The following is a 25,805-nucleotide window of genomic DNA, read 5'->3' as shown; positions in this document are numbered from 1 at the left end:
GATTTAACATAAGTCACACACTAAATTAGGTAGTAGGATGAATTTAAACTTCCTGGATTTCGAGCAGCCAATCGCAGATTTGGAAGCCAAGATAGAAGAATTGAGATTAGTTAGTCAAAACGGTGATTTTGACGTTAGCCTTGAAGAAAATATAACTAAGCTTCGTGAAAAAAGTGCGGATCTGACCAATAAAATCTTTTCTGATTTGGATGCATGGCAAGTTGCTCGATTGGCTCGCCACCCTTTACGTCCTTACACTCTTGATTATATTTCACGTATCTTCAGTGATTTTGAGGAACTGGCCGGTGATCGTGCCTATGCCGATGATAAAGCTATTGTCGGTGGGTTAGCCAATTTCGAAGGGCAGCCAGTGATGGTAATAGGCCACCAAAAAGGTCGTGATACGCAGGAAAAAATCAAACGCAATTTCGGTATGCCCAAACCTGAAGGTTACCGTAAAGCGTTACGGTTAATGGAAATGGCGGAACGTTTTAAGCTACCGATTATCACCTTTATTGATACTCCGGGCGCTTATCCTGGTGTAGGCGCAGAAGAACGTGGCCAGAGTGAAGCAATCGCACGTAATTTAAAAGTAATGGCAGGATTAAAAGTTCCGATCATCTGTACCGTTATTGGTGAAGGTGGCTCGGGGGGAGCCTTGGCCATCGGTGTTGGTGATCGGGTCAACATGATGAAATTTAGTACCTACTCGGTTATTTCCCCAGAAGGGTGCGCGTCAATTCTTTGGAAGAGCTCAGATAAAGCGCCATTAGCTGCCGAAGCTATGGGCGTGGATGCTGAGCGTATTAAATCGTTGGATTTGATTAATAATATTATTCCGGAACCCTTAGGCGGTGCACACCGAGATTATGATGCCACAGCAGCGAATATTAAAGCCTGCTTAAAACAGCAGTTGGCTCAATTGAACAGTCTATCGTTAGAGCAGTTGTTGGAACAACGTTACGAAAGGCTGATGTCCTTTGGTTATTGCTGATTAGGACTACGGCCATAAATGGAATTAATTCAGGCCATTTCCCGATATCTTAATTGCCCCTCCAGGCCAATCTATGTGGCTTATAGCGGAGGGGTCGATTCCCATGTATTGTTGCATTGTATTAACCAGCTGATGGATGATTATCCTCAACATCAGTATGTTGCTATACATGTTAATCATGGTTTGAGTCCTAATGCCCAGCATTGGCAACTGCATTGCCAGCAGGTTTGCCAACAACTTGATATTGCATTGCAGGTTGTACAGGTCAATCTGCAACAGACACCCCGTACCAGTATTGAAGCGCAAGCCCGCGACGCCCGTTATGCGGCAATCAATCAGGCGACGCCAGATAATGCGCTGATTTTCCTCGCCCAGCATATCAATGATCAACTTGAGACATTTTTATTGCAACTAAAACGGGGGGCAGGCCCGAAAGGTTTATCATCCATGCCGGCGGTACAAGATGGACAGGGACAACGTCGATATATTCGACCATTGTTGCACAATAGCCGCGAGCAGATTCTGGCCTATGCCAAATTGCATAATCTGCATTGGCAAGAAGATGAGTCCAATCAAGATAGTCGTTTTGATCGTAACTTTTTACGTCAGCAAATATTACCTGAGTTACTTGAACGCTGGCCGGGATTAGCCAGTTCAGTGGCTCGTTCAGCGCAATTGTGTGCAGAGCAGCAAAGTATGCTGGATGAAATCAGTCAGCAACATTTATCCACAATCCAGTTAGACAATGGTTGTCTGGATATTAGCCAGTTATTAGCGTTAACCTCAAGCTGGCAAAAGCAGGTGATCCGCTTATGGTTGAGTCAGCAGCACATCCCTTTACCTAGTGCCAAAGTAATGGGGTTGATTGAGCCTGAGCTTTTACGTTCACCACAAGATTCCGAAGCTTGTATTCAGTGGCAAGACTGGCAACTCAAAGTATTTAATCAGCAATTGTATATTCTATCTGATACCCCGTTGCCTGAGCGTGAAAAGAAAGTGTGGCGCGGTGAGAAACAGCTTTCGCTGGCAGGTGATCAAATTAAGGTGGAATTTAGCTATCAGGACAATCAAGGCTCGTTACTGTGCTTTGCACATCGTAAGTCGATTATTGAAATCGGCTTTGGCTCGCTAAACGATTCCTTTAAACCTGCCGGGGAAAGACATTCAAAACCCCTCAAAAAATGGCTGCAGCAATGGCAAATACCACCATGGCAACGGGGTGTTATTCCACTCGTCTATGTTGACGGACAACTGGCGATGCTGGTTGGATTGTGTGTGGCAGAAATGTTTTCATCAGGTGAGAATAAAGTGTGGATCAAATCATTGCCGAATGGCGGCAATTAATTGCCGCGTTTTTCACGTTATCTACTGATCAGTTTAAGCACATTTAATGCAATTTTTACCGGCTAATTTGGCGGTATACATGGCATCATCAGCACGCTGAAACAAACTGTGGGCAGTATCTTCTTGGCTAAACAGCGCACAACCAACACTGCAGGTGATACCGTGCTTGGTTAATAGTGGATGATTGGCGACCTCATTGATAATTCGGATACACACCTTTTGGTTCATTAATTCAGAGGCATTTTCCAGTAAACAGCAAAACTCGTCTCCACCAAAGCGAAAGGCAAAATCGGTATCTCGCAAGCAACTTTGCAACACGCCCGCAAAGGCAATCAGTAATTGATCCCCGAGTAAATGACCATATTGGTCATTAGCTTGTTTAAAGTGATCCAGATCAATCATTAATAAGCCAAATTGACTGTTGTTACGCATCGCATGACTGATCGTGCGACCGATGGTTTCGTTATACTGACTGCGATTCCCCAGTCCGGTTAAATTATCTTTAAAACACAAACGTTTAACCTGGTCATGTTGAATAGCTATTTTTAAAGGCTGCTGCAGGCATTTTTGTAAATCATTCAGTAATTTGGATTGATGCGCATTAATTGGGCTGTGTGAGTAATGGCGCAGCCGCGCGACTTTTTGATAGCCGATTTTTATATCCTGATTATCGATAATTGGCGTGTCATCAATGTTGCCACAATGAAATTGCTGATTTTGATAATCAAGGCTAATGCCATCGACGGGTATATGTTTAATGGCTTGCATAAAATAAGTACTAAGCAACGGTTTAATGTCGATGGTGGTCATCAACTTCTGCAACAATGCATACAACTGGTAATAGCTTAGATTATTCTCATTCTCAGAATGAAAATTAAACATCCCTTCAGCAGGATTATTAAATAGTGGGCTAAGTTGATCCAATGTAGTTTTCCGTTAATTATTTGACGCAAACAACTGCATAGCAGGTTTAATACAAATAACGTGCCAGAATTTATGGATGGCTATCCTAGTGAATAAACTGTATTTGTTGCGGATTGTGTGTCAAATCGACAGTAAGTCATTAAATCAACCATTTGTGTCGCGCTGGCGACGGCAGCTTAGTAAATGTGGAGAATCGTGCTCCTCAACATAGTCATTGCTGCACGCTGGTAGAGGGGAGCCCTCTTTTACTCGAAGCTGTTACTCGCAGTTAAATGCGTTATCTGCTTATCACAAATTTAAGAAATCTCGGATCTCGTCTTGGCGGTTCATCGCATCTTTGTAACCCACGCCAATGATTTCAGCACAGAAGTGATGATCAAATAGCAGGTAACTGGGTAAGCTGGACTCCACATCGGGCTTTAATCCCACTAGCCGCAACAGAGAGCGAATGCCGGCGGGAAGGTGGTGGTAATGTTTAGCGGCAATTTGATTAAAATTTTCGCTGGGGTTAATTTCCAGACATTCAATCTTGCGCAGGTTGGTTTCTTTGCGTTGTTTTTCAGTCAGTAAATCGAGGGTTTGGTTGACTCGATAAGCTCGTTCCAAATCTGCATTCAGGGTATCGGCGAAAATCGTATCAAGCAAATGTCCGGCTATATTCGAGGCACTGGGGTAGTGGTCATTAACGGTTTGCAGGTAAGGGACTTCGGGCTGTTCGACCCCAATGACTAAAATTTTCTGCGCCCCCAGATGAATTGGAGCACTCAATGGTGATAACTGGTGTACAGAACCATCACCAAAATAATCGTTACCCAGTTTTACCGTTGGGAAGACCAGCGGGATCGCTGACGAAGCCATTAAATGCTCTACATTCATTTGCGCTGGTTGGCCTTGACGCTTGGAACGCTGCCATGGCTGAGTTTGTTCATTACTTTGATAAAAACTGATGGAATCATGACTGGTATAACTTGATGCCGTAATACATAGTGCACGTAAATAATTACGCTCAATATTATTATCGATCCGGCTGAAATCCAGAGTCTTACGTAATAATTGTCGCAGGGGTTGGTTATTCAACAGACTGGTAGGGCGGGATTGCATGTCGGTTGATTTGGAACTGCGAAAATAGTTTTTTAATAAATAACCGAAGACTGATTGAAAGCCACTTTCATAAATATCACCGGGCTGCAGATTTTTCCATACCCAATCCAGTTTGCGTACACCAAGGTGATAGCAAGAGGCAAAACAGGCTAATGTTGTGGCGTTTATCGCCCCGGCTGAGGTACCGCAAATAATCGGAAAGGGAATACTTTGATTACGCGGTAAAAAGTTAGTTATCGCTTTAAGTACGCCTACCTGATAAGCGGCTCTGGCACCACCTCCGGTAAGCATTAATGCATACTGTTGTCGTTCAATCATGAGGATAAATGGATAAAAAACAGACGCATACAGTAACCATTAGACTGAAAAATATCTAGCGGATATTAGCTAAAGTTAAAATTCATTCCTTCAGCCGCGGCAAAAACCTGTAAGCCATCTTCAGCAACGGTAACCACATCCCGACAGTGAGACTCTAGTTCACGCAAACTGCTGTCGGTACGACTGGGATCATGACTATACAGAGCCAGATTTTTAGCTTTACATGCCAGCGCCAGTTTGACTGCTTCTTCGGCAATCGAATGTCCCCAGCCGGCTTTAGCTGGCATATCGGCAAACAGGTACTGGGCATCGTGGATAAGTAAATCTGCACCTTGGGCAAAATCGACAAAATCCAGAAAGTCAGTCTCTTTTTTGTACGGGGGATACAATTCGTTATCGGTGATATAGGCTATTTTGGCGCCATCGGCTTCGATAACATAAGAACTGCCATTACCGGGATGATTCATGGTTAAACGATTAATCGTTGCGCCGTGTAGCGTCCAACTGTTTTGGCTTTCTTTGACCGGGTTTATTTGAATATTGGCCGACAGAGATTGGTGGTGTACAGGAAATAAACTACCAGACATCTGCTGTAAAATAGCATCATGCTCGGCTAATTTAGTTAACCCCGGGGTGATGAAGATATTACGATTCGCTTGATAAATAGGTGAAAAAAACGGAAATCCCTGAATATGATCCCAATGGTTATGGGTCAGTAACAGATGGATGTCGGTGTTTTTTTTAATCAGCTTTTGGCCTAGTGGAATGATCCCGGTTCCCGAGTCAAGAATGATGTCCGTACCATTATCCAGTTCTACATGCACACAAGCCGTGTTACCGCCAAACTCGATAAAATCACGTCCGGGAGCCGGAGTAGAACCTCTTACGCCAAAAAAAGTTAATTGCATGCAATGTACTCAAATGTCTTTAAATAATATTCTTTTGATACAAAGAGTTGTCAGTATAGGAATAGACTAACATTATTTCTCTATCCTGCTTAACCGGGTAAATTTACCCGAGAATTAAATCATATACCTTTTCAGCAAATGCGGGGGAAAACATTTCAGCCACCGAGAGTAAATTTAATAGTAGAATCGAATTTATATCTAAAAAATACTAAGTAAAAAGAGGTGTTATGTCATTTTCCGGAACTCAGAATTATATTGCCAGTGAAGAATTGCAGTTGGCAGTTAATGCTGCCATTGAGTTACAGCGACCTTTGTTAATAAAAGGCGAGCCGGGAACCGGCAAAACCATGCTAGCTGAAGAATTGGCCAGCTCGCTGGACGCAGAACTAATCCAATGGCATATCAAATCCACCACCAAAGCTCATCAGGGATTATATGAATATGATGCTGTTTCACGCTTGCGCGATTCACAATTGGGGGAGGAAAAAGTCCATGACATTAGCAATTACATTGTTAAAGGTAAGTTGTGGCAGGCGTTTGAAGCCGATAAACGCGCTATTCTGCTAATCGACGAAATTGACAAAGCCGATATCGAGTTTCCCAATGATTTATTGCAGGAACTGGATAAGATGGAGTTTTATGTTTACGAAACCCGTCAGACGGTTAAAGCCGTGTTACGACCCATTGTTATTATCACTTCCAATAATGAAAAAGAATTACCGGATGCTTTTTTGCGACGCTGTTTCTTTCATTATATCCAGTTCCCGGACAGGCAGGAGATGACCAATATTGTCAATGTGCATTTTCCCAACCTGAAACAAGAATTGCTTAGTCAGGCGCTGGAAAGCTTCTTTAATTTGCGTGATATTCCCGGTCTGAAAAAGAAGCCCTCCACGTCTGAATTACTCGACTGGATCAAGTTGCTAGTTGCCCAAGATATCGCCCCGGAAGTACTGCGTGACAAGGACAATACGCACAGTATTCCCCCTTTGTACGGTGCCTTACTCAAAAACGAACAAGATATTCAATTGTTTGAAAAGCTGGCGTTTATGGCTCGTCGCTAATGTTAGTTGATTTTTTCTTTACCCTGCGTCGCTACCAGGTGGGATGCACCCTAAGAGAATTGCTGGATCTATTACAGGCATTAAAGTCTCATTTGGTGTTTGCTGATATGCAACAGTTTTACTATTTATCGCGCTTGTGTTTAGTCAAGGATGAAACACGTTACGATCGCTTTGATCGGGCGTTTTCCGATTATTTCGATGGAGTGGAATCAATAGACTTACTGGGTAAAAATATTCCGGAAGAATGGTTACGCAAGGAAATTGAGCGGCAATTTAGCGAGGAAGAAAAACAGCAAATTAAAGCCTTGGGCGGGTTACAGAAATTAATCGATACCCTGAAACAAAGATTGGACGAGCAGCAAAAACGGCATCAAGGCGGTAATAAGTGGATTGGCACAGGAGGAACCTCGCCCTTTGGTGCGAATGGATATAATCCGGAAGGAGTACGCATCGGTCAAGATGGTAACCGCCAGTTTTCCGCAGCCAAAGTGTGGGATAAACGGCAATTTAAAGATCTTGCCGGTGATGTTGAGTTGGGAACCCGCAATCTGAAAATAGCCTTGCGCAAATTAAGGCAGTTCGCGCGCAGCGGTGCCGAGCAGGAATTGGATATGCCCGGCACCATTGAATCGACCGCCAATAACGCCGGGTTACTGGACCTTAAAATGCTGCCAGAGCGGCATAACACCGTCAAAGTGCTGATGTTGTTTGATGTGGGCGGTTCGATGGACGGTTATATTCAGTCCTGCGAGCAATTGTTTTCAGCAGTCAAAAGTGAATTTAAACATCTAGAGTATTTTTATTTTCACAACTGTGTGTATGAAAAAGTGTGGCGGAATAATGCACGCAGAGATCAACAGTCATTACCAGTTTGGGAGCTTATCCATAAATATGGTAATGACTATAAACTGATTTTTGTTGGTGATGCGACAATGGGGCCTTATGAAATAAGTTATGCTGGAGGCAGTGTCGAGCATTGGAATGAGGAGCCGGGAGCGGTTTGGCTACAGCGTTTGCTGGAGCATTTTGGCCATGCTGTTTGGCTCAATCCTCAACCGCAGCGACATTGGTCTTACTATTCATCAATTCAATTAATCCAGCAGTTAATGGAAAAACGCATGTTTCCGCTAACAGTAGAAGGCATTAGCCAAGCCATTAAAACCTTATAACAAGAGTAGAAACGATGCGACCAGATGAGAATTTACACGTAGAACAAAGGGATCTTGATAGCAACATGACGGCTAAAGAAATACGTGAAATTGTCACACCTTACGCATTTGGTGTTGCAGATGATCTCATTGGTACGCCGTTGGCCAGCCCTATGCGACGTGGTTGTGCATTACTGACAGACTTTATTTTTATTGCCTTACTAACCTCATTAAACAGTCTGGTATTGGCCGGACTTTCTGCTTGGGCATTTTGGCGTGCGGGTAACAAGTTAGCCCAAGCTCAGCGTTTTCGTTTTGCGCGTAAGTTATTGCGCTTGTTTGTTGCCTTGTTGTTGTTCGTGGTTGCAGTGGGGGTTTTTGACATTCTTAATGACAAGGAATCGGATAATCGAACGCAAATTAATGGTAAACCAGTATTAACTGGCAATGGCGTTGAGTTGGCAGCGTTATCGGTAAAATATTTGCTCAGAATAAAAAAACAGGCTGGGCAGATCGAGCAGGGCGAATGTGCGCCCGCACAAAGTTGTTGGCAACCGGTATTAACCGATATGACCGCGGATATGGCGCGCCTTAATATTGATACCAATGAAGCGTATGAGCTAATGGCAGAAACGACTCGGCAGTTGCCGGGGAACTTAAGTAAAGACGCCAGAGACGAGCTGTTATTGGCGATGCGTACCCAATATCAACAATTACATCCAGAGCAACCCGATGAGACGGCTGCGTCACAGCCAGCTGAGAAAAGGGAAGAAGCCGTCGCTGAGAAGGAACAAGATACTACCACCACTGCCCCTGGAATTATTGTCTGGCTGGAAGCTATTGCGACCGATTTAGGCATTGGTTTTGGTTGGTCCGCATTTTATTTCACTGTTTTTACCGCGTGGTGGAAAGGGCAAACACCAGGTAAAAAACTGTGGTCGATTAAAGTGATAAGACTGGATGGCAAAAGTTTAAATTTGTGGGAAAGTTTTGGTCGTTATGGGGGTTATGGTGCGGGATTAGCAACCGGCTTGCTGGGATTTTTACAAATATACTGGGATCCGAATCGGCAAGCTATTCAGGATAAAATATCTGAAACCTTGGTAATACAAACCAATTTACCCAAGCACCAAGGAGTTGCAAAAAAGGCACCTTAGGTGCCTTTATTTTGCAATTAACTGTCTGTTTGCGGATGGTGATTATCGACAACCGGTTGGGCACGTCCAAACATTTTACGTTTAAGCCAGCTGAATGGTTTACGTAAGTCATCCAAAATCAAATACAGGCAGGGTACCAGCACCAATGTCACGACGGTGGCGTAAAGCACGGCAAACCCTAATGCAACTGCCATAGGAATAACAAAGCTGGCCTGTAAGCTGGATTCAAACATAATCGGTAGTACGCCAACAAAGGTGGTGATTGAGGTCAGGGTAATGGCTCTGAAACGTGCACAACCGGCTTCAATTACCGCATCTTTGATTGCTACACCGTGTTCACGTCGCCGCTGGTTAACATAATCGGTCATCACCAGGCTGTCATTGATCACAACACCGGCGGCGGCAATTAAGCCAAAGGTCGACATCATGCTCAAATCCATCGAGAACAGAAAATGCCCCCATATGGCCCCCGTTAAACTAAACGGGATAACCGACATAATGATAATGGGCTGCCCATAACTTTTTAACGGTACTGCCAGCAGGATATACACCATAATCATGCCCGCGATGAAAAACATGATTTGTTCACTCTGCTGGGCCTGTTGTTCTTCTATTGCACCGCCTAACTCGGTTTTAACGCTAGGAAACTCCGCTTTAAGTTCCGGTAGCAGTTTTTCCTTTATGGTTTTCACCACTTCATTTGGTTCTACCGCCTCTTCATCAATGGCACCAAATACGTATACGCTGCGGTAACCGGATTCACGTCTGATATAGCTGATACCGGGTTTTTCAGTTAATGTCACCACATCGCCAAGCATGACTTCTTTACCTGATGGGGTCGTCACCACGGCATATTTAAGCTCCGAAAACTGTTCACGAGTTAATTTAGGGTAACGGACCATCACCCGAACTTCCTCGCCATCACGAATCACTCTTTGCGCTTCGCCACCATAAAAACTGGCACCGATTTGACTGGCAATAGATGACAGATTCAACCCTAAGTCATAGGCGACGGGGAGTAACTCCATCTGAATTTCTTTGCTGGCCGGATCAATGGTGGAACTGATGTCATACAGGCCTTTCTGTTGCTGTAACATAGCAATAAACTTTCGTCCGGCATCATTCAAGGTATTGATATCTGGACCAAATAACAGATAACCAAGCTCACCATCATCGCCGCCACCATTAACATCATCTCTTATTGTCAATGATTTTAAGCCGGGGATAACGGGCATCGCTTCGCGCCAGCGACGCGCTAATTCAAAGGTATTGAACGGGCGTAATTCTTCCTCTACCAGTGGAGCCAGAACCTGGGCTTCGGTGCGACCCTGGTTAAACGCCAGCGTATCACGCACCATACCTTGACCATATTCCTGTTTAATCTGTTTCTCGACGTCCAATATCATATTTTCAATGGTTTTGAGTGCGTCGATGGTGGCCTGATCAGATACGGTTTCGTTCATCTCCAGAGAAATACTGGGGAAATCATGTGGCACTTTAGGATTAGGAACCATGCGTACATAGTTAGCCATAATCAGGCCAATACTGAACATTAGCAACGCAATAAACGCGCAGAACACTACCCAGCGCCATTCTGTGCAAAGTGTCACAAAGTTTTTATAAGGACCGTTAACAAAGGCAAAAAACTTCTTATTAAAACGGGTACGCCAATTGTCCTCTCTAACCGGTTTAAAGTGGGTATGGGCAAGATGGGCGGGCAATATCAGCTTTGACTCGATCAAACTGAACGTCAGACATAAAATAACCACAATCGCGATATTGTAAAAGAATGCCCCATCCGGACCACTGGTTAAGGTAAAAGGCGCAAACACCGCAATAGTGGTTAATACCCCGAAAGTGGCGGGTGTGGCGACTTTTTTGGCACCACGCACCACGTTTTCTACGCCGCCCCCTTTTTCTTCTATTTCGGTATAGGCACTTTCACCAATAACAATGGCATCATCGACTACAATGCCTAACACCATAATAAAGGCGAATAGTGAAAGAATATTAATGGTCACGCCAAATACCGGCATCAACATTACCGCGCCAAGAAAACATACTGGCAGGCCAATCATCACCCATAAGGCCAAACGAAAACGCAAAAAAAGCGATAACATAATGGCGACCAGAATGGCCCCCTCAATCAGGTTGGATATCATCATGTCCAAACGAGCGTTGAGGTAATAGGTCATATCGACCAGTACTTCTAATTGTGTACCTTTGGGTAATGTCTTGTTTCGATGGTCTATATAGTCTTTGACTGATTTGGCTACCGGGATGATATTTTGATCTTTAGTCGCCTTGACCTGAATCATAATGGCGTTTTGACCAGAGTATCTGAAATATCGTTGGCCTTCAGTAAATTCGTCTTTAATAACGGCGATATCCTGTAGTTCAACCTTGGCGCCATGGCTGCCAATTTTAACCGGAATATGTCGAAACTCTTCACCACTGTATGACTGGTTCTCAACTCGAACAGAAATCATGCCCGAATCGGTACGCAGTTGTCCGGCAGAAAAATTGGAAGAATAATTGCGAATTGCCTGCGTCACATCGCTTAGGGTCAAATTGTATTTACGCAGCACATCAGGTTGGATCTCAATGGCAATTTCATCATCGGGCACGTTGACATTGACCAAAGACACATTGTTTAGCTGCAACAATTCATCTTCAACCTGCTTGGCAATGGGCTTAAGCTCGGTCAGCGGAATATCGCCTACCAACGACATATTAATCACATTTTGTTGAAATTCAGCCTGTGACACCGTTACCGGTTCCATATCCGCAGGAAAGGTCGCAATACTGTCAACCCGCTGTTTGACTTTATCCAGCACTTCTTGCAGATCCTGATCCGGATAAATTTCCAAACTAATCCGGCCGCTATTGCGAAACGCCCGTGACACACCTTTCTTGATTTCCGTGACATCTTTCAGGGCTTCCTCAATTTTAATCAGGATCCCTTCTTCAATTTCCTGCGGTGACGCACCGCGATAGGTGGCGTTGATATTGATATAGTTGATTTCAATATTCGGAAACATTTGTCGCTGAATAGTAAAATAACTGATGATCCCCATGATAATGATAAAAAACATCAACAAATTAGCGGCAACAGAATTGTTGGCAAAATAGGCGATTAAGCCTGTTTGTTTGCTCTCGTTGGACGACATATTCATTTTCCCTAATCAGCTTGCTTTGCGATGATTGCAGCCGTGTCAGCGGTTTCGGTCTGGGCAGTGTCCATTTGTCCGGCAATTTTGACTTGCATGCCATCCTGTGGATATTCAGGCAGGGTTAACACCAATTGGTCATCATTTTCCAGTCCATCGTTAATCAAGAAGTAGGCGCCGTCTTCACGCGCCACATTCACCTGACGAGACTCCAGTTTTTGTTCGTCATTGACCAGCCAAACCGTGTGATTGCTAACTAAGTCCTGTGACAGGCGATAAATCTGCTGCAATGTTTTGCCGGCAAAATTCACTTGAACATAACTACCAAATTTTATGGCCGGTGCCTTAACCTGAAGACTATATGGATCGGTGATGCGCACAACCAATTGGCTCATACGGGTTGATTTGTCGATAATACCTAAATCACGACTGATGGTGCCTGAACGGCTAAATGGACGAGCTTGGTTGGACGTGACCGTTGCCGGTTGGCCGGACAGATTTGACGATAAAAATTCACTATCAAAGCCGGCAATAGGGAAGGTCACTTCAGCGTATTCAATATTATATATTTCGCCAATTTGGGCGCCTTTATTGACAAATTGCCCCACCCCAAGGTCACGGCTTATGACTAACGCATCGTAGGGGGCCGTTACATCGCAATTATCCAGATCACGTTGGGCTATTTTTAAACTGGCCTGTGCAGATTTGACTTTTGCTTTGGCGCTCAGCACTTGCGGTTTGCGTAAATACAGATCTGTTATCTTATTGGCGGGCATACTTTTGGTTTCTTGTTTGGCAACATCAGCCCGGGCTTGTTCCTCGATTAATTGGGCTTGAGCCAATGAAAGGTCAGATTCGGCCTGCAATAAAGCGGCTTCATACTGATCTTTTTCTATACTGAATAAAATATCCCCTCGACGTATCAACCCCCCTGCGACAAAGTTGGGGTGCCAGCTTACCACTTCACCGGCAACTTGTGCCGACACTAAAGTGCTTTCCAGAGGTTTGACTTCACCAAAGCCACTGATTTGCACTTGATAATCCTGTGCAAACGCCGATTCGACCTTTACCGTTGGGCGCAGATCTAACGGTTCTTTCTGTTTTTCCTGTTGCGCCGAGGCGTTGATTGCCAACATTCCTAATGCACCTGCGCCTAATACCGCTATTGGGAGCGCTATTTTTATCCACGTTTTATTCATACTTAGATACTTTAACCCTGAGTTTTTAACTTGCTATATATTAATCAAATTAACCTGTGCCATGTATTTTCATTTGTAAAAAGATATGAGTGCGCTGTAACTAATGTTAATGAATCAACCGACTGTGTCAGGACAATAATTTAATCCCGTCGTTATTATAACGTATTAAATTTCATACCTAGGTACTATTTTACCCTCTGTTAACAAGTTTGTTGTTTTTTTAGACTGGTCTCCGTCAAGACAATCTATTTCAACTGAATTTACAGAGGCAAGTATTATGAAAAAGTTATTAGCTATCGCAGCATTATCTACCGTATTAGTCGCTCCAATGAGTTTTGCGGACGTCAATGAAGATTTGCAGAACATTTGTACTATTGTGAAAAACAATGACAAAGGTGAGCTTCGCAAAAAAATGCGTTCAGTACAAAATGACTACAATTTGCGTTTAGGTGATTTTTATACTGGTGTTTCTTGTGGTGGTAACAGCTTAATCCGTTACTCGATGCAAAATAATGCAACCGATGTTGGTACTTACATGATTAAGAAAATGTCCAAAAAAGATCTTTCTCAAGCTGAAGCTGATGGCATGGCCATTCAGCAATGGGCTGAAACAAACGGTTATATTGAAACTGAAATTGGTAAAGAGCTGGTTGACCGTTTGAATTAATGGTATATCACTTTATAAGTTATTCTTAAAAAAGGCCCCATGGGCCTTTTTTGTGTTATCTCCTTTCAATAATTTTCCCACCCAATTCACTTATTTTTCAGGCTGTTACAAAATCTAACAGAAACGGTTAGCATATTTTTATCCATTCGGCTTAAAATTGCGCGCAGTTTACGTTTGTGTCTGCGATTCAAAGCAAAGGAAGTTTTATGAATACCCGTCTTATACGTTCAGCCTTGCCTATTCTCATTGTGGCTGGTGCCATTGTAGTTATGATGTTGTTAATAATGGCTAAAAAAGCGCCTGAAAAGAAACAGGAACAGGAAAAAGCGTTTTTGGTCGATGTCACCCCGGTGCAAAGACAAAACCTTGATTTTATGGTGGAGTCTCAAGGTACCGTGCAACCTAAAGTGCAAACAGTCTTAAGTGCTCAGGTGAGTGGTCGGGTGGTGAAGGTGGCCGACGCTTTTATTGAAGGCGGGATGTTTAAAAAGGGCGACGTTTTGATTCAGCTTGAGCAAGCTGATTATATGACTGATTTAAAAGCGGCTGAAGCCGAACTGGCTCGCGCCACGGCTTTACTCGAAGAAGAACAAGCCCGCGGTAAAGTGGCAGAAGAAGATTGGCGGACAGTGAAAAATGCTAAACCAACGGCATTAGGTTTACGTAAACCACAACTGGCGCAAGAAAAAGCTAACGTACGAGCCTCAGAAGCTAATCTGGAACGAGCCAGACGAAATCTTGAGCGTTCCACTATCCGCGCCCCTTATGATGGATTGGTGAAAAGTAAAAATGCAGATATTGGCCAGTTTATCAGTACCGGAAGTCAACTTGGGGTTATCTATGCCACTGATGTGGCTGAAGTGCGTATGCCCTTGAGTGATAATGATTTAGCCTACCTTGAATTACCTGACCAACACAGTGCCAATACTAAGCCTACGGTAAATTTACATGCCAAAATTGCCGGACAAACCTATCAGTGGCAAGGCCAGTTAGTCCGTAGTGAAGGGGTCGTTGATCAAGCCAGCCGAGTTATTTACGCGGTGGCGGAGGTGCAAGACCCGTATGCGCGGCTGGCGACAACCAAACATATCCCACTTAAATTTGGTCGTTTCGTACAAACCAGTATTGCCGGGGTGCATGCAGATAATGTGGTCGTTTTACCTCGTCATGTTCTTAGAATGGATGGCACTGTATTGCTGGTGGATAAACAGCGCAAGCTGATTATCCGTCAAGTTCAAGTGCAGCGTACCGATCAAAATTCCGTTTATATTAGCGATGGATTAGCCGAGGGTGAATTAGTTGTTAATTCTGCGGTTCCGCATCCGGTTAATGGGATGCCAGTTAGGTTACCCGGTGAAGAAGACCACCATTTACAAGCTGATGTTGCTGCTGATCCAAATGAGCTGGCAGTTTCAGGAGAGCAACAATGAGTAAAATCGACACTCATAAGGGCTTAATAGCCTGGTTTGCGCGTAATAGCGTCGCGTCAAATTTACTGATGTTGATCCTCATTTTAGGGGGCTTACTAAGCGCTTTTAGCATTAAAAAACAGGTATTTCCTAATTTCCAATTTAATAATGTGGTGATTCGAGTGCCTTATCTGGGCGCGGCACCACAGGAAGTTGAAGAAGGTGTTTTAGTTAAGATTGAAGAATCGGTGCGTAATCTGGAAGGTATCAAAAAACTGACGTCGACAGCCAGTGAAGGCATGGGCACGGTAAATATCGAAGTACAAGATGATTATGATGCGCAGTTATTGCTCGATGAAGTGAAAGTTCAAGTCGATGCCATACCCAGCTTTCCGGAAAATATCGAAAAACCGGTTATTTATCGGCAAAAACAAGTGCAAACCGTGGTATGGGTTGCGTTGTATGGCGATACTACCGAGCGCAATTTGAAAGAGTTAGCCAAGGAAATGCGAGATGAAATCGCTAATTTACCTGGGATTACAAATGTGCAAGTGGTGGGGGATCGAAATTATGAGATGTCGATCGAAATATCAGAACACCGCATGCAGGAATACGGACTCACTTTCCAGCAACTGGTCAATGCGATCCGCAATTCGTCGGTAGATTTACCCGGCGGTTCCATTCGTTCTGAAGATGGCGATATTCTTTTACGCGCCAAGGGACAAGCTTATACCGGTAGTGATTTTGCCGACATCGTATTGTTAACTAATCCTGATGGGACTCGTCTGAAATTAGGTGACATCGCCAAAATTGATGATGGTTTCGTCGAAGACCGCCAATATGCCACGTTTGATAAAAAGCGTGCCATCAATGTGCAGGTTAATTCGGTGGGCGATCAAAACGCGCTAAAAATATCCGAACAAGTTAATAACTACCTTAAAACTAAGAAGAAAGAGCTGCCTCAAGGAATATATGCAGATTCGTGGGGAGACAGTTCTTTTTATCTGGCTGACCGGCTCAATATGATGCTTAGTAATATGGCATTTGGTGCTCTACTGGTGTTTTTAGTGCTATCGATGTTTCTTAAAATCCGTCTGGCATTTTGGGTCATTATGGGCTTGCCGGTGTGTTTCTTGGGGACATTATTATTGATGCCAATGGAGTATTTTTCTCTATCTATCAATATGATAAGTCTATTCGGTTTTATATTGGTACTAGGGATAGTGGTGGATGATGCCATCGTGATGGGCGAATCTGCCTGTACCGAAATTGATCACAAAGGGCATAGTGCTGATAGTGTTATTGCCGGAGTAAAGAAAGTGGCGATGCCAGCGACGTTTGGGGTGTTAACCACTGTTGCGGCATTTACACCAATGCTAATGGTGCCCGGAACCTTTGGGGTGATATGGAAAACCATCGCTTGGGTGGTGATTTTATGTCTGATTTTTTCTTTGATTGAGTCAAAATTAATATTGCCAGCTCATTTAATTCACATGAAAGATGAGCCGTACGATCCCAGCAAAGCGAATCGTTTACAGCGATTGCGTGACTTTTTTAGTGAAGGAATTAAGACCTTTATTCATAAGCTTTATGTGCCTTTTTTAACTAAGGCGGTAGCCAATCGTTTTAGTACTCTGGCCGTTTTTACGGCGGCAATTATTATTACCGTGGGATTGTTTATTGGTGGTCAGGTACGTTTTGTGTTTTTCCCTAATGTACCGAGCGATTTTATGATGGCAACTGTTGATATGGAGCCCGGTTCGTCGATTGCCCAGCGAGATCAAGCCATCGATATGTTGCTTTCATCGCTATATGAGATGAACGACAAGGTCAAACAGGAAACTGGGGAAGGGGTTGTTGCTCATTCCATGGCATTTGATCAGGGCACCACGGGCGGTCAGGTATTTGTTGAACTGTCCAAAGGTGAAACCCGTGATATTGATACCTTTGAGCTGCAAAATCGCTGGCGTGCGGTTATGTCTGAAATTGCCGGGATCAAGTCTATTGATGTGGGAGCTCCGGGAGGTGGTCCTGGTGGTGGTGCCGATCTGACTTTTCAATTTAGTGGAGCCAATTTAACTGAATTACGTGCGGTTACCGATGAACTCAAAGCTCATTTACGCACTTTCAATGGTGTTGCCGATGTGAATGATACCTTCTCCGGTGGTAGTGACGAGATTCGCTTGAAGATTAAGCCACAAGCCGAAGTATTGGGGCTGAATCTGGAATCATTGGCCAGACAGGTGCGCTACGGGTTTTATGGTGCCGAAGCGCAACGTATTCAGCGTGGCGATGAAGAGGTTAAAGTGATGGTGCGTTATCCCAAGGATGAGCGCAACTCTATTGGTAATCTTGAAACCATGCGTATTCGCACGATTGGTGGTGATGAAATTCCATTCTCCGAGGTGGCAGAGATTGAGATGGGGCAGGGCTATGGTTCTATTATTCGTCAGGATGGCATGCGTTCATTAACCGTCTCGGCTAAAGTGGATAAAGCCCGCCTAGAGCCTGATAAGGTGCTGAGTGAAGTTACCAAAGACTTTATTCCTGATTTGTTAGCGCGCTACCCGTCAGTGACTTTTGGTCTTGAGGGAGCCTCGAAAGAGCAGGGTGAAGCGATGGTCAGTTTACTTGAAGGCCTGCTATTTGCCATGTTTGTGATTTACGCTCTGATGGCAATTCCGTTGAAATCCTATTCACAGCCACTGATCATTATGTCGGTCATTCCGTTTGGAATTGTCGGAGCCATCGTGGGGCATTTACTGTTGGGTTATGCGGTAAGTGTACTGTCGCTATGCGGGATCATTGCCTTAACCGGGGTGGTGGTTAACGACAGTCTGATTATGGTGGATTTTGTTAACCGTGCCAGAGAAGAAGGGTATTCTTTGCGAGATGCGGTCTTGCAGGCCGGTAGCCAACGCTTCCGTCCTATTGTATTGACCTCATTAACCACCTTTTTAGGTTTATTACCCATTGTGTTGGAGCGCAGTTTACAGGCACAAATAGTGATCCCTATGGCAATTTCGCTCGCTTTCGGGATCTTGTTTGCCACCGTGATCACGCTTATATTGGTGCCGGCTCTGTATTTGATTTTGGACGATATTAAGTCGGTATTTAGACGCAAAGACAAGGTGGCGGTAAATACGGACGCACGGAATGTGACAACCGATCCTTGATTGGTATTATTAGCTCATAATAAAATGCCGCAATATTGCGGCATTTTTGTATCGAATAACACTGACTGTTATTGTCGGAAATCCACATCCGCTTGTGCGGCAAAGTAAGTGAACATGGTGTAAATAGCAGTATTTTTTCTTAATGCTTGCTGATCGACTTTGTCCAGTGTGTCATTTTCGGTGTGGTGGTAGTCAAAATAGTCAGACCCATCGGGATCAAAATTAATTGCCGGCATTCCTTCTTTGCCTAATGCACTCATATCGGACTGGCCTTTGGCATCGTTATTTTCGTCTAAAGCTACGCCCATTGGCGCCAGAATGTTGGCAAATTCACGAATACTGTTCAGTGCAGAAGGACCCACACCCGGGGTTAGCTTATAGATTGCGCCATTGCCAAAATCCCATTCTGCGCCAATGACATGTTGGCTCATATCGCCTTTATGCTGATGTGCATAGGCTCTTGCACCAAATAATCCAATTTCTTCCGCGGCAAATAAAATAACTCTAACGGTGCGCTTAGGCCGCTTGGGTAATTGAGCCAAATGATGGACAGTAGAGAGCATCATACCTACACCTATCCCATCATCAATGGCACCGGTTCCTACATCCCAGCTATCCAGATGAGCGCCGAGAGTGACATATTCATTGGGCTTTTCACTACCGGTGAGATCTCCAATAACGTTATAGGAACGGACTTGAGCTTTGTCATTTGGTTTGGCACTGAGATTGAGTGACATCTCCACCGGTTGACCCCGTTTAAGTTGATTCATGAGTAAATCGGCATCCGGGTTTGAAATTGCAATGGCTGGAATTTTTTCAACACCATCTTGATAACGCATACCACCGGTGTGGGCAATACGGTTAGTATCGGTGCCAACGGAACGCATTACATAAGCGATAGCGCCTTTTTGAGCCGCAACCGCGGCACCAGCAGCGCGCGCACCGACTGCCTGACCATAACCGTGTCCGTCAATATGGCGTTCCATTCGATAGGAAATAAAGGCAATCTTACCTTCCAGACTTCCTTCTTTAGCGGCTTTTAACGCCTCTAAATCGTCAAACTGTATGACTTGAGCATTGAGTTCTTTGCCATTGGTACCAATACTGCCGCCTAAGGCCAAGCCAACTAATGGATGGGGATAAGGAGAGGTAAGCTTAATAGTCAAATCCCCCCGCTGCCATAATTTGGTGGCGACCGGTTCAACCCATACTTTGTCGAAACCTAGTGACTTCATTTTAGCCACCGCCCATTCTACAGATTGCTTTTCCGCCGAGGTTCCCACCATTCGTGCACCCACTTCGGTGGTGAGCGACTCAATAATGTTGTAGCTGTCATCTGACACGAGTACGGTGTTTTTTAATTGGTCTAATTGAGCTTTATCCGTATCGGTAATTGTGGCCGCCGATGTTGCGGACGTGCATAATATAGCTGCGCAAAATAGTAGCTTAGTCGAGAGTAGAGACCGTTTTAGTAACATAGGGTGTCCTTGTTGTGGGATAATAGTTGTAATAAAAAGTCATCAATCATTGATATCATCGACACCATAACGATGTCTGAATAAAGTACAATTATTATTGGCATCGGTAAAATGGAATGGTGAAAAAGTTTTTGTTTTCAACATAATGAGCTGATGGTAACTTGATTTAAAAGATGACCTATTTTCTGATTATTTTTGCAAGGCGACGAATATAAGTACTCAAGACAAGATTATTCAACAACGGATTGATATGGATCTCCTGCAACGTTCATTGGCAGGAATTTTTATCTATGCAATCGTGCTTCCCGCTGTTTTTTGGCCATTTAATTTCCACATTTTGCAACCGCAACTTAGTTTATATTTTGCTGTGGCCATGCTGTTTATCAGTATATTACGTTTTTTGCATAAACTGTGTTCCAAGCGTTTATACCAGTATTCACCTTCGCTTTGGATGATGATATTTGCTTCGTTGTCCTTATGCCATGCCGCAATCCTTAGTACTATTTTTACCTTAGCCATTTTTGATCCACGTTTTACTCCAATTTTGCATGTGACTTTTTTAGTCATGGGCGGGATTGCCAGTGGGGCGTTGATGGCGTTAACGCCGAGAATCAAGCTTGCCTTGGCTAATTTGGCAATATTAGTAGTGCCTTCGATTATCGCGGGTGTGGTGGTTGAAGGTAAATTACCCTTTGCCAGCATGCTGGTGATTTATTCCAGCTATTTAGTCGTATTGGGATGTCGTACCAATAGAGAATATATTCGTTCCTTTCGGATTGAGCAGCAGCTTGATGCACAAAAAAAAGAATTAGAGCAACTGAACAAAATGGATTCACTGACTCACATTTATAATCGTGGGCATTTTAATACCAGTTATGAATCCCATTGGCATACCGGCGCCAGAAATAATCTGGAATTGTCGTTACTGTTGATTGATGTTGATCGGTTTAAAAGTATTAATGATACTCACGGTCATCTTTACGGAGATGCCTGTTTAATTCATTTGGCCGACATTATTCAGCAGGCGGTACCACGCAGAACCGATCTGGTGGCCCGCTTTGGTGGCGAAGAGTTTGCCGTTTTACTGACCAGTACCGGCATTAATGACGCGGCGATGATTGCAGAACGTATTCGTGCAAAAATCGAGTCCAGTCCTTTTACCCTGGAAAATAAAACATTACCTGTCACGGTTAGTATTGGTATTGCCAGTATGGTTCCGGTAAAAGGAGAAAATCCAAATAAGCTGATAGAAGCTGCTGATAAAGCGCTTTATCAAGCCAAGTCTTCTGGTCGTAATTGTATCAAAATCGATTAAATTGAAATATTTGTCCAATGTCAGCTTCGGTTGACAGAACGAAAGTGTAACAATTGCTGACATTAATACAGTAATAGTTGTTCCCACGTCTTGAATTGATAAACTCAACGCTTAATGATTGATCGTCTTCGCACCATAGGGAGGGATCAAGTAGTGAGTTAAGAGGTTGTTGTATCCCAGTTTATAGTCCGGTTTTACCTACCCAACCTGCCATACAAACTCTCAAACCATTCTGCACAAGTACAGAGTGGCTAACCCCATATTCCTGACTGGATTTGGGCTTTTAACATTTTTTCTGTAGTACGCCTCATCGTTTACAGAGTTTAGGGATTTTTTATGATTAAACGTTTAATACCCCATCTATACATATTGATGGTCAGTACACTATTTTATTCAATAAGTGCTGCTGCCCAAACCGAGTATCGTTTACCGGTTAATATCAAACCTGAGTTTCAACAAGTCAGCTTGAAGGTGGATCCCGATCAATTGGATTACAGCGGTAACACCGTTATTGATATTAATGTGACCAGCCCCACCGATAAAATTGGTTTTTACCAGATTGATTTGTCGATAGATAAAATTGAGTTGGTGCAGGGTGATAAGCATACCCCTTTGTCCGTGACTCAGGGTGATTACAATATTAATTGGGCGACAAGTGCTAGCACTATTCCTGCGGGAAAGTACCAGTTACAAATTGCGTTTAGCGGCAAAGTTAATACCAGTTCTGACGGAATGTATTTGGCGCAATTCGAAGATAAAAATTATATTTATACCCAGTTTGAAGACATGCATGCCAGACGCGCTTTTCCGTCCTTTGATGAACCAAGTTTTAAAATTCCGTTCCAGCTGACCATCAGCAGCCCGGAAAAAAACACCGTGTTGTCGAATACCCAAGTTGCCAAACGTACAGTTAAAAATGGCTGGCAGACCGTGGTATTCAATAAAACCAAGCCTATGCCAAGCTATATTGTTGCTTATGCTATTGGTGAATTTGATTCAGCCCCCATCGAGGGCCTGTCCGTTCCAGGTCATATCTACACAGCGAAAGGGCAAGCGGGTAAAACGAAGTTCATTGCCAAGCACACCGCCGAGATTGTTAAGGCGTTGGAGTCCTATTTTGGAATGGATTATCCCTTTGAAAAAATTGATTTTATTGCAGTACCTAATTTTACCCACGGGGCAATGGAAAATGCCGGTTTAATTACCTTCCGTTCCAGTTACCTGTTGTTAGATGACCAACCAAGTTTAACCGATAAAGCTGGACCATTAAGTGTTGTTGCCCATGAATTGGCGCATATGTGGTATGGCAATTTGGTGACTATGGCCTGGTGGGATGACTTGTGGCTAAACGAGGCATTTGCTTCCTGGATGGCCGGTAAAGTGATGGTCAACCTTTACCCGGAATTAAATACCAAGAATGACTTGGTTCAGGAAGGGGCATTCCCTGCGGATGCGAGTCCTACTACTCGTCCAATTAAAAAACAGGTTCGCAGTGCCGCTGATGTGATGGATGGATTAGGCCTAAATTACAGTAAGGGCGAATCGATTTTATTAATGATTGAATCATTAATTGGAGAGCAAGCATTTCAGCAAGGTATTCAGAAATATATTAAACAGCGTAGCTGGAAAAATGCCGAAGCGAATGACTTGTGGCACGCACTGGCGACCGTTAGTGATATTGATTTGCCGGCCATGATGAAAACCTACATTGAACAACCTGGTTATGCTTTACTGAGCTTTGATGAGAATGGCAAAGTGACTCAGCAACGTTATTTACTGACAGATGAAGGTAACAAGAATCAGGTATGGCAAATTCCTCTGTCAATCAAATATAAGCAAAATGGACAGGTAAAAAACACGACCTTCACGTTAACTGATCAGCAAGATGTAATTAGTAAAATTAGCGAAGCCGAATGGATCTTCCCTGATAGCGGTGCGTTGGGTTACTTCCGCTGGAAAACATCGGTCAAACAGCTTGATGCATTACTGAAGGATATTGATGTTCTGAGTGGCAAGGAAAAGAAAAGCCTGGTCTATAATGTTGGCGCATTATTCTCGGCTAACCAGATTTCCCTGGTTGAATATTTTAAAGCATTGACGGTACTGGCAAATGCTAAAGAGCCTATGGTCGTTGCGGCTGTTTTCAGTGCCATTGATAAACTGGATTATCTGGTTGATGACTCAAATCGTCACCTTTACGCCACCTATATTGAAAAAATGGCGATGCCTTGGTTCAATAAATTAGGTACTACTGAACAAGCTGGTGAATCGGATGAGCTGGTTAAACTGCGTTATACCATTTTGGGACTACTCACCAGTAATACCGATAATCAACAAGTGCTGGACATCAGCACCAAACTGACCAAAAGTTACCTGGCCGATCCTCATTCTGTCCCCAACAGTATTGCCAGTCGAGCTATGACAATGGTTGCCCGTCATGGCGATGCACAGTGGTATAACAAGTTTGAACAGGCTTATATTGCTCATACAGATGCACGAGTGCGCAGTACCATCAATCGTGGATTTGCTTTCAAACAGGATAAGTTGTTACAGCGTTATCTGGATTTTTCACTGCAATCTTATGTCACACCAGCCAATGTTATTGCCAGTTTGTATCGTGGGGCGGCAATTCAGGACAATAAAGATTTGTTTTATCAATGGATGGAAAAACACTTTACCGAGCTAACTCAAAAAATGCCTGCATATCATGTTGGTCATTTGCCTGAATATACCGGCAGTACCTGTAATCAGCAGGATATTGATTCGGCTAAAACGTTTTATAAAGATCGCATGCAGCAGTTTGACGGTATGGCCAGAAGTTACGAAGTAGCCATGCAACGATCACAACAGTGTGTTGAATTGAAGGATAAAAACCAGCCTGCCTTTAACCAATATTTAAAGCAGCAATAACGATTATAGATTACCCATAAAAACAGCGGCCAGTCCGCTGTTTTTTTTGCTTCAATGGAATATTTGCATCACTGATTGCAGACCGTTTTTAAACGTAAAAGCCATGATTAATAAAATTATTTGCTGTAAAGCGTTGTGTGACGAGATGGGGTAATTCAGGGATCGACAGATTTTGTTACGTTTGTACACGCTTACTTACCATAGAGTTTTTCCATTTATTCCTATCCATGCTTATGCTAGATAAATCAACTATTGATTTACAATTAATTAAAAACATAACGACGGATATAAATATGCAAACAAAAACAAAAATTATCACAGGGATAGTTGTTGTGATCATCGCCGCTGGAGTGTATTTGACTTTAGCCGGCAAAAAGGAAGACAAGGGCATCGAAGTGGAAGTCGAGCCGGTTAAACTGGCTCAAATCGTACAAAAGGTTAATGGTACCGGTAAAATTCAGCCTAAAACACAAATTAATATCAGTGCCGATGTCAGTGCCAAGATCACCCGCATGGAAGTAAAAGAAGGGGACTGGGTGGAAAAAGGTGAGTTGCTAGTGGAACTGGATCGTGAGCGGTACTTGGCCAGTGTTGAAAGTGAAGAAGCCACAGTCCGTTCTGCACAGGCGCAGGCAAAGCTGGTTAAAGAAAACCGCGATCAGGCAGAAAAAGTTTTTCGCCGTGCTCAAGAGCTGGTAGCGCAAAAGTTGGAATCTCAATCTGCACTGGATAGTGCTCAGGCACTCTATCAAGTTGAAGTGGCGCGCTACGAATCCGCACTGGATCAAGTAGAACAGAGCAAAGGTCAGTTAAAACAAGCTCGCGATGCATTATCTAAAACCACTATTTATGCCCCAATGTCAGGTACGGTCAGTAAGCTGAATAAAGAGCAGGGGGAAATCGCCATTGGTTCACAATTCCAGGAAGATGTGATCATGATTATCGCCAATCTGAATGAAATGGAAGCGCTGGTTAAAGTGGATGAAAATGACATTATTGCTATTCAACTAGGTCAGCATTCAGATATTGAAGTCGATGCACTATTAGGTGAAAAACTATCTGGAAAAGTGTCCGAAATTGCCAGCAGTGCGGTGGATATTCCTGCCGGCACCACTAATCAGAAAACCGAATTCGAAGTCACCGTCGCCTTAACAGGAGATGTTTCTAAATTACGTCCCGGCATGACCGCCAGTGCTGATATTGTCACTGATACCCGTGAACAGGCGATAAGTGTGCCGATTCAAAGTGTCACGGTAAGAACGGCTGATCAGCTTAAAGCGGAAGGACAGAACTTTACTGCCGGTAAAGACGGTTTTGTCGAAGTGGTATTTGTTATTGAAGACGGTAAATCGGTAGCCAAACAGGTTAAAACCGGTATTCAGAGTGACGCCTTAATCGAAATCGTTGACGGTGTAAAAGAAGGCGACCAAGTCGTTACCGGTAGTTATCGCGCTATTTCGCGAGAATTGACCAATGGTGGTTTGGTGCATATTAAGGCTAATGACCAATCGGAAGGCAACTAA

17 protein-coding genes are annotated in these 25,805 nt (G+C 43.6%); 11 read left to right on the top strand and 6 right to left on the bottom strand.

Features of this window, described 5'->3' with window-relative positions; genetic code table 11:
- Positions 1–37: 37 nt before the first annotated feature.
- Complete coding sequence (gene accA / locus ACTD55_RS09940) at positions 38–994, top strand: acetyl-CoA carboxylase carboxyl transferase subunit alpha (protein WP_438864176.1); 957 nt, start codon at positions 38–40, stop codon at positions 992–994.
- An 18-nt stretch (positions 995–1,012) separates the two neighbouring features.
- Entirely contained in the window at positions 1,013–2,338 is a 1,326-nt protein-coding gene (gene tilS, locus ACTD55_RS09935; RefSeq protein WP_438864175.1) for a tRNA lysidine(34) synthetase TilS, read from the top strand.
- Between the two features lie 33 nt (positions 2,339–2,371).
- Here tilS and ACTD55_RS09930 read toward each other — a convergent pair whose 3' ends face one another.
- The 3 genes from ACTD55_RS09930 to ACTD55_RS09920 form a co-directional block, all read right to left on the bottom strand.
- Positions 2,372–3,262, bottom strand: a complete 891-nt coding sequence (locus ACTD55_RS09930) for a GGDEF domain-containing protein (protein ID WP_438864174.1) — start codon at positions 3,260–3,262, stop codon at positions 2,372–2,374.
- Between the two features lie 288 nt (positions 3,263–3,550).
- Positions 3,551–4,681 carry a patatin-like phospholipase family protein gene (locus ACTD55_RS09925; RefSeq protein ID WP_438864173.1) on the bottom strand — a complete coding sequence of 377 codons (1,131 nt, stop codon included), beginning with the start codon at positions 4,679–4,681 and terminating at the stop codon, positions 3,551–3,553.
- Positions 4,682–4,746: 65 nt separating this feature from the next.
- Positions 4,747–5,589: an MBL fold metallo-hydrolase gene (locus ACTD55_RS09920; RefSeq protein ID WP_438864172.1), complete on the bottom strand. Its 843-nt coding sequence runs from the start codon at positions 5,587–5,589 to the stop codon at positions 4,747–4,749.
- A 227-nt stretch (positions 5,590–5,816) separates the two neighbouring features.
- Here ACTD55_RS09920 and ACTD55_RS09915 point away from each other — a divergent pair, with 227 nt between their 5' ends.
- From ACTD55_RS09915 to ACTD55_RS09905, 3 genes are read left to right on the top strand one after another with little or no spacing between them, the layout of a single operon-like run.
- Positions 5,817–6,653: an AAA family ATPase gene (locus ACTD55_RS09915; protein WP_438864171.1), complete on the top strand. Its 837-nt coding sequence runs from the start codon at positions 5,817–5,819 to the stop codon at positions 6,651–6,653.
- Entirely contained in the window at positions 6,653–7,822 is a 1,170-nt protein-coding gene (locus tag ACTD55_RS09910) for a vWA domain-containing protein (RefSeq protein WP_438864170.1), read from the top strand. The genes ACTD55_RS09915 and ACTD55_RS09910 overlap by 1 nt, the downstream gene beginning before the upstream one ends.
- Before the next feature lie 14 nt (positions 7,823–7,836).
- Positions 7,837–8,958: an RDD family protein gene (locus ACTD55_RS09905; protein WP_438864169.1), complete on the top strand. Its 1,122-nt coding sequence runs from the start codon at positions 7,837–7,839 to the stop codon at positions 8,956–8,958.
- 17 nt (positions 8,959–8,975) lie between these two features.
- Here ACTD55_RS09905 and ACTD55_RS09900 read toward each other — a convergent pair whose 3' ends face one another.
- Positions 8,976–12,128, bottom strand: coding sequence for an efflux RND transporter permease subunit (locus ACTD55_RS09900; RefSeq protein ID WP_438864168.1), 3,153 nt, complete (start codon positions 12,126–12,128; stop codon positions 8,976–8,978).
- Between the two features lie 11 nt (positions 12,129–12,139).
- Positions 12,140–13,327, bottom strand: coding sequence for an efflux RND transporter periplasmic adaptor subunit (locus ACTD55_RS09895; protein WP_438864167.1), 1,188 nt, complete (start codon positions 13,325–13,327; stop codon positions 12,140–12,142).
- Positions 13,328–13,604: 277 nt separating this feature from the next.
- Here ACTD55_RS09895 and ACTD55_RS09890 point away from each other — a divergent pair, with 277 nt between their 5' ends.
- The 3 genes from ACTD55_RS09890 to ACTD55_RS09880 all read left to right on the top strand — a co-directional run bounded on the left by ACTD55_RS09890 (position 13,605) and on the right by ACTD55_RS09880 (position 18,579).
- Positions 13,605–13,994: a DUF3718 domain-containing protein gene (locus ACTD55_RS09890; RefSeq protein ID WP_438864166.1), complete on the top strand. Its 390-nt coding sequence runs from the start codon at positions 13,605–13,607 to the stop codon at positions 13,992–13,994.
- Between the two features lie 206 nt (positions 13,995–14,200).
- Positions 14,201–15,424, top strand: coding sequence for an efflux RND transporter periplasmic adaptor subunit (locus ACTD55_RS09885; RefSeq protein ID WP_438864165.1), 1,224 nt, complete (start codon positions 14,201–14,203; stop codon positions 15,422–15,424).
- Positions 15,421–18,579 (top strand): efflux RND transporter permease subunit, encoded by a 3,159-nt coding sequence (locus ACTD55_RS09880; RefSeq protein WP_438864164.1) that lies wholly within the window; start codon positions 15,421–15,423, stop codon positions 18,577–18,579. Before ACTD55_RS09885 ends, ACTD55_RS09880 begins: the two co-directional genes overlap by 4 nt.
- 68 nt (positions 18,580–18,647) lie before the next feature.
- Here ACTD55_RS09880 and ACTD55_RS09875 read toward each other — a convergent pair whose 3' ends face one another.
- A complete protein-coding gene (locus ACTD55_RS09875) occupies positions 18,648–20,057 on the bottom strand; it encodes a M20/M25/M40 family metallo-hydrolase (RefSeq protein WP_438864163.1) in 1,410 nt (469 codons plus the stop codon).
- A gap of 250 nt (positions 20,058–20,307) precedes the next feature.
- On the opposite strand from ACTD55_RS09875, the gene ACTD55_RS09870 reads away from it, so the two are divergent.
- From ACTD55_RS09870 to ACTD55_RS09860, 3 genes are all read left to right on the top strand, one after another.
- Entirely contained in the window at positions 20,308–21,372 is a 1,065-nt protein-coding gene (locus ACTD55_RS09870) for a GGDEF domain-containing protein (RefSeq protein WP_438864162.1), read from the top strand.
- Positions 21,373–21,708: 336 nt separating this feature from the next.
- Positions 21,709–24,282, top strand: coding sequence for a M1 family metallopeptidase (locus ACTD55_RS09865; protein ID WP_438864161.1), 2,574 nt, complete (start codon positions 21,709–21,711; stop codon positions 24,280–24,282).
- A 293-nt stretch (positions 24,283–24,575) separates the two neighbouring features.
- Positions 24,576–25,805: an efflux RND transporter periplasmic adaptor subunit gene (locus ACTD55_RS09860; RefSeq protein WP_438864160.1), complete on the top strand. Its 1,230-nt coding sequence runs from the start codon at positions 24,576–24,578 to the stop codon at positions 25,803–25,805.

The organism is Neptunicella sp. (assembly GCF_048268085.1).
Lineage (GTDB): Bacteria > Pseudomonadota > Gammaproteobacteria > Enterobacterales > Alteromonadaceae > Neptunicella.
This window is presented reverse-complemented; position numbering and strand designations above follow the sequence as displayed.

What these genes read in the sequence shown, in the direction of transcription:
- ACTD55_RS09870 (WP_438864162.1), top strand. Translation starts at nt 20,308, where the DNA reads ATGGATCTCCTGCAACGTTCATTGGCAGGAATTTTTATCTATGCAATC.
- tilS (WP_438864175.1), top strand. Translation starts at nt 1,013, where the DNA reads ATGGAATTAATTCAGGCCATTTCCCGATATCTTAATTGCCCCTCCAGG.
- ACTD55_RS09880 (WP_438864164.1), top strand. Translation starts at nt 15,421, where the DNA reads ATGAGTAAAATCGACACTCATAAGGGCTTAATAGCCTGGTTTGCGCGT.
- ACTD55_RS09865 (WP_438864161.1), top strand. Translation starts at nt 21,709, where the DNA reads ATGATTAAACGTTTAATACCCCATCTATACATATTGATGGTCAGTACA.
- ACTD55_RS09905 (WP_438864169.1), top strand. Translation starts at nt 7,837, where the DNA reads ATGCGACCAGATGAGAATTTACACGTAGAACAAAGGGATCTTGATAGC.
- ACTD55_RS09895 (WP_438864167.1), bottom strand. Translation starts at nt 13,327, where the DNA reads ATGAATAAAACGTGGATAAAAATAGCGCTCCCAATAGCGGTATTAGGC.
- ACTD55_RS09925 (WP_438864173.1), bottom strand. Translation starts at nt 4,681, where the DNA reads ATGATTGAACGACAACAGTATGCATTAATGCTTACCGGAGGTGGTGCC.
- accA (WP_438864176.1), top strand. Translation starts at nt 38, where the DNA reads ATGAATTTAAACTTCCTGGATTTCGAGCAGCCAATCGCAGATTTGGAA.
- ACTD55_RS09860 (WP_438864160.1), top strand. Translation starts at nt 24,576, where the DNA reads ATGCAAACAAAAACAAAAATTATCACAGGGATAGTTGTTGTGATCATC.
- ACTD55_RS09875 (WP_438864163.1), bottom strand. Translation starts at nt 20,057, where the DNA reads ATGTTACTAAAACGGTCTCTACTCTCGACTAAGCTACTATTTTGCGCA.
- ACTD55_RS09915 (WP_438864171.1), top strand. Translation starts at nt 5,817, where the DNA reads ATGTCATTTTCCGGAACTCAGAATTATATTGCCAGTGAAGAATTGCAG.
- ACTD55_RS09890 (WP_438864166.1), top strand. Translation starts at nt 13,605, where the DNA reads ATGAAAAAGTTATTAGCTATCGCAGCATTATCTACCGTATTAGTCGCT.
- ACTD55_RS09910 (WP_438864170.1), top strand. Translation starts at nt 6,653, where the DNA reads ATGTTAGTTGATTTTTTCTTTACCCTGCGTCGCTACCAGGTGGGATGC.
- ACTD55_RS09885 (WP_438864165.1), top strand. Translation starts at nt 14,201, where the DNA reads ATGAATACCCGTCTTATACGTTCAGCCTTGCCTATTCTCATTGTGGCT.
- ACTD55_RS09900 (WP_438864168.1), bottom strand. Translation starts at nt 12,128, where the DNA reads ATGTCGTCCAACGAGAGCAAACAAACAGGCTTAATCGCCTATTTTGCC.
- ACTD55_RS09920 (WP_438864172.1), bottom strand. Translation starts at nt 5,589, where the DNA reads ATGCAATTAACTTTTTTTGGCGTAAGAGGTTCTACTCCGGCTCCCGGA.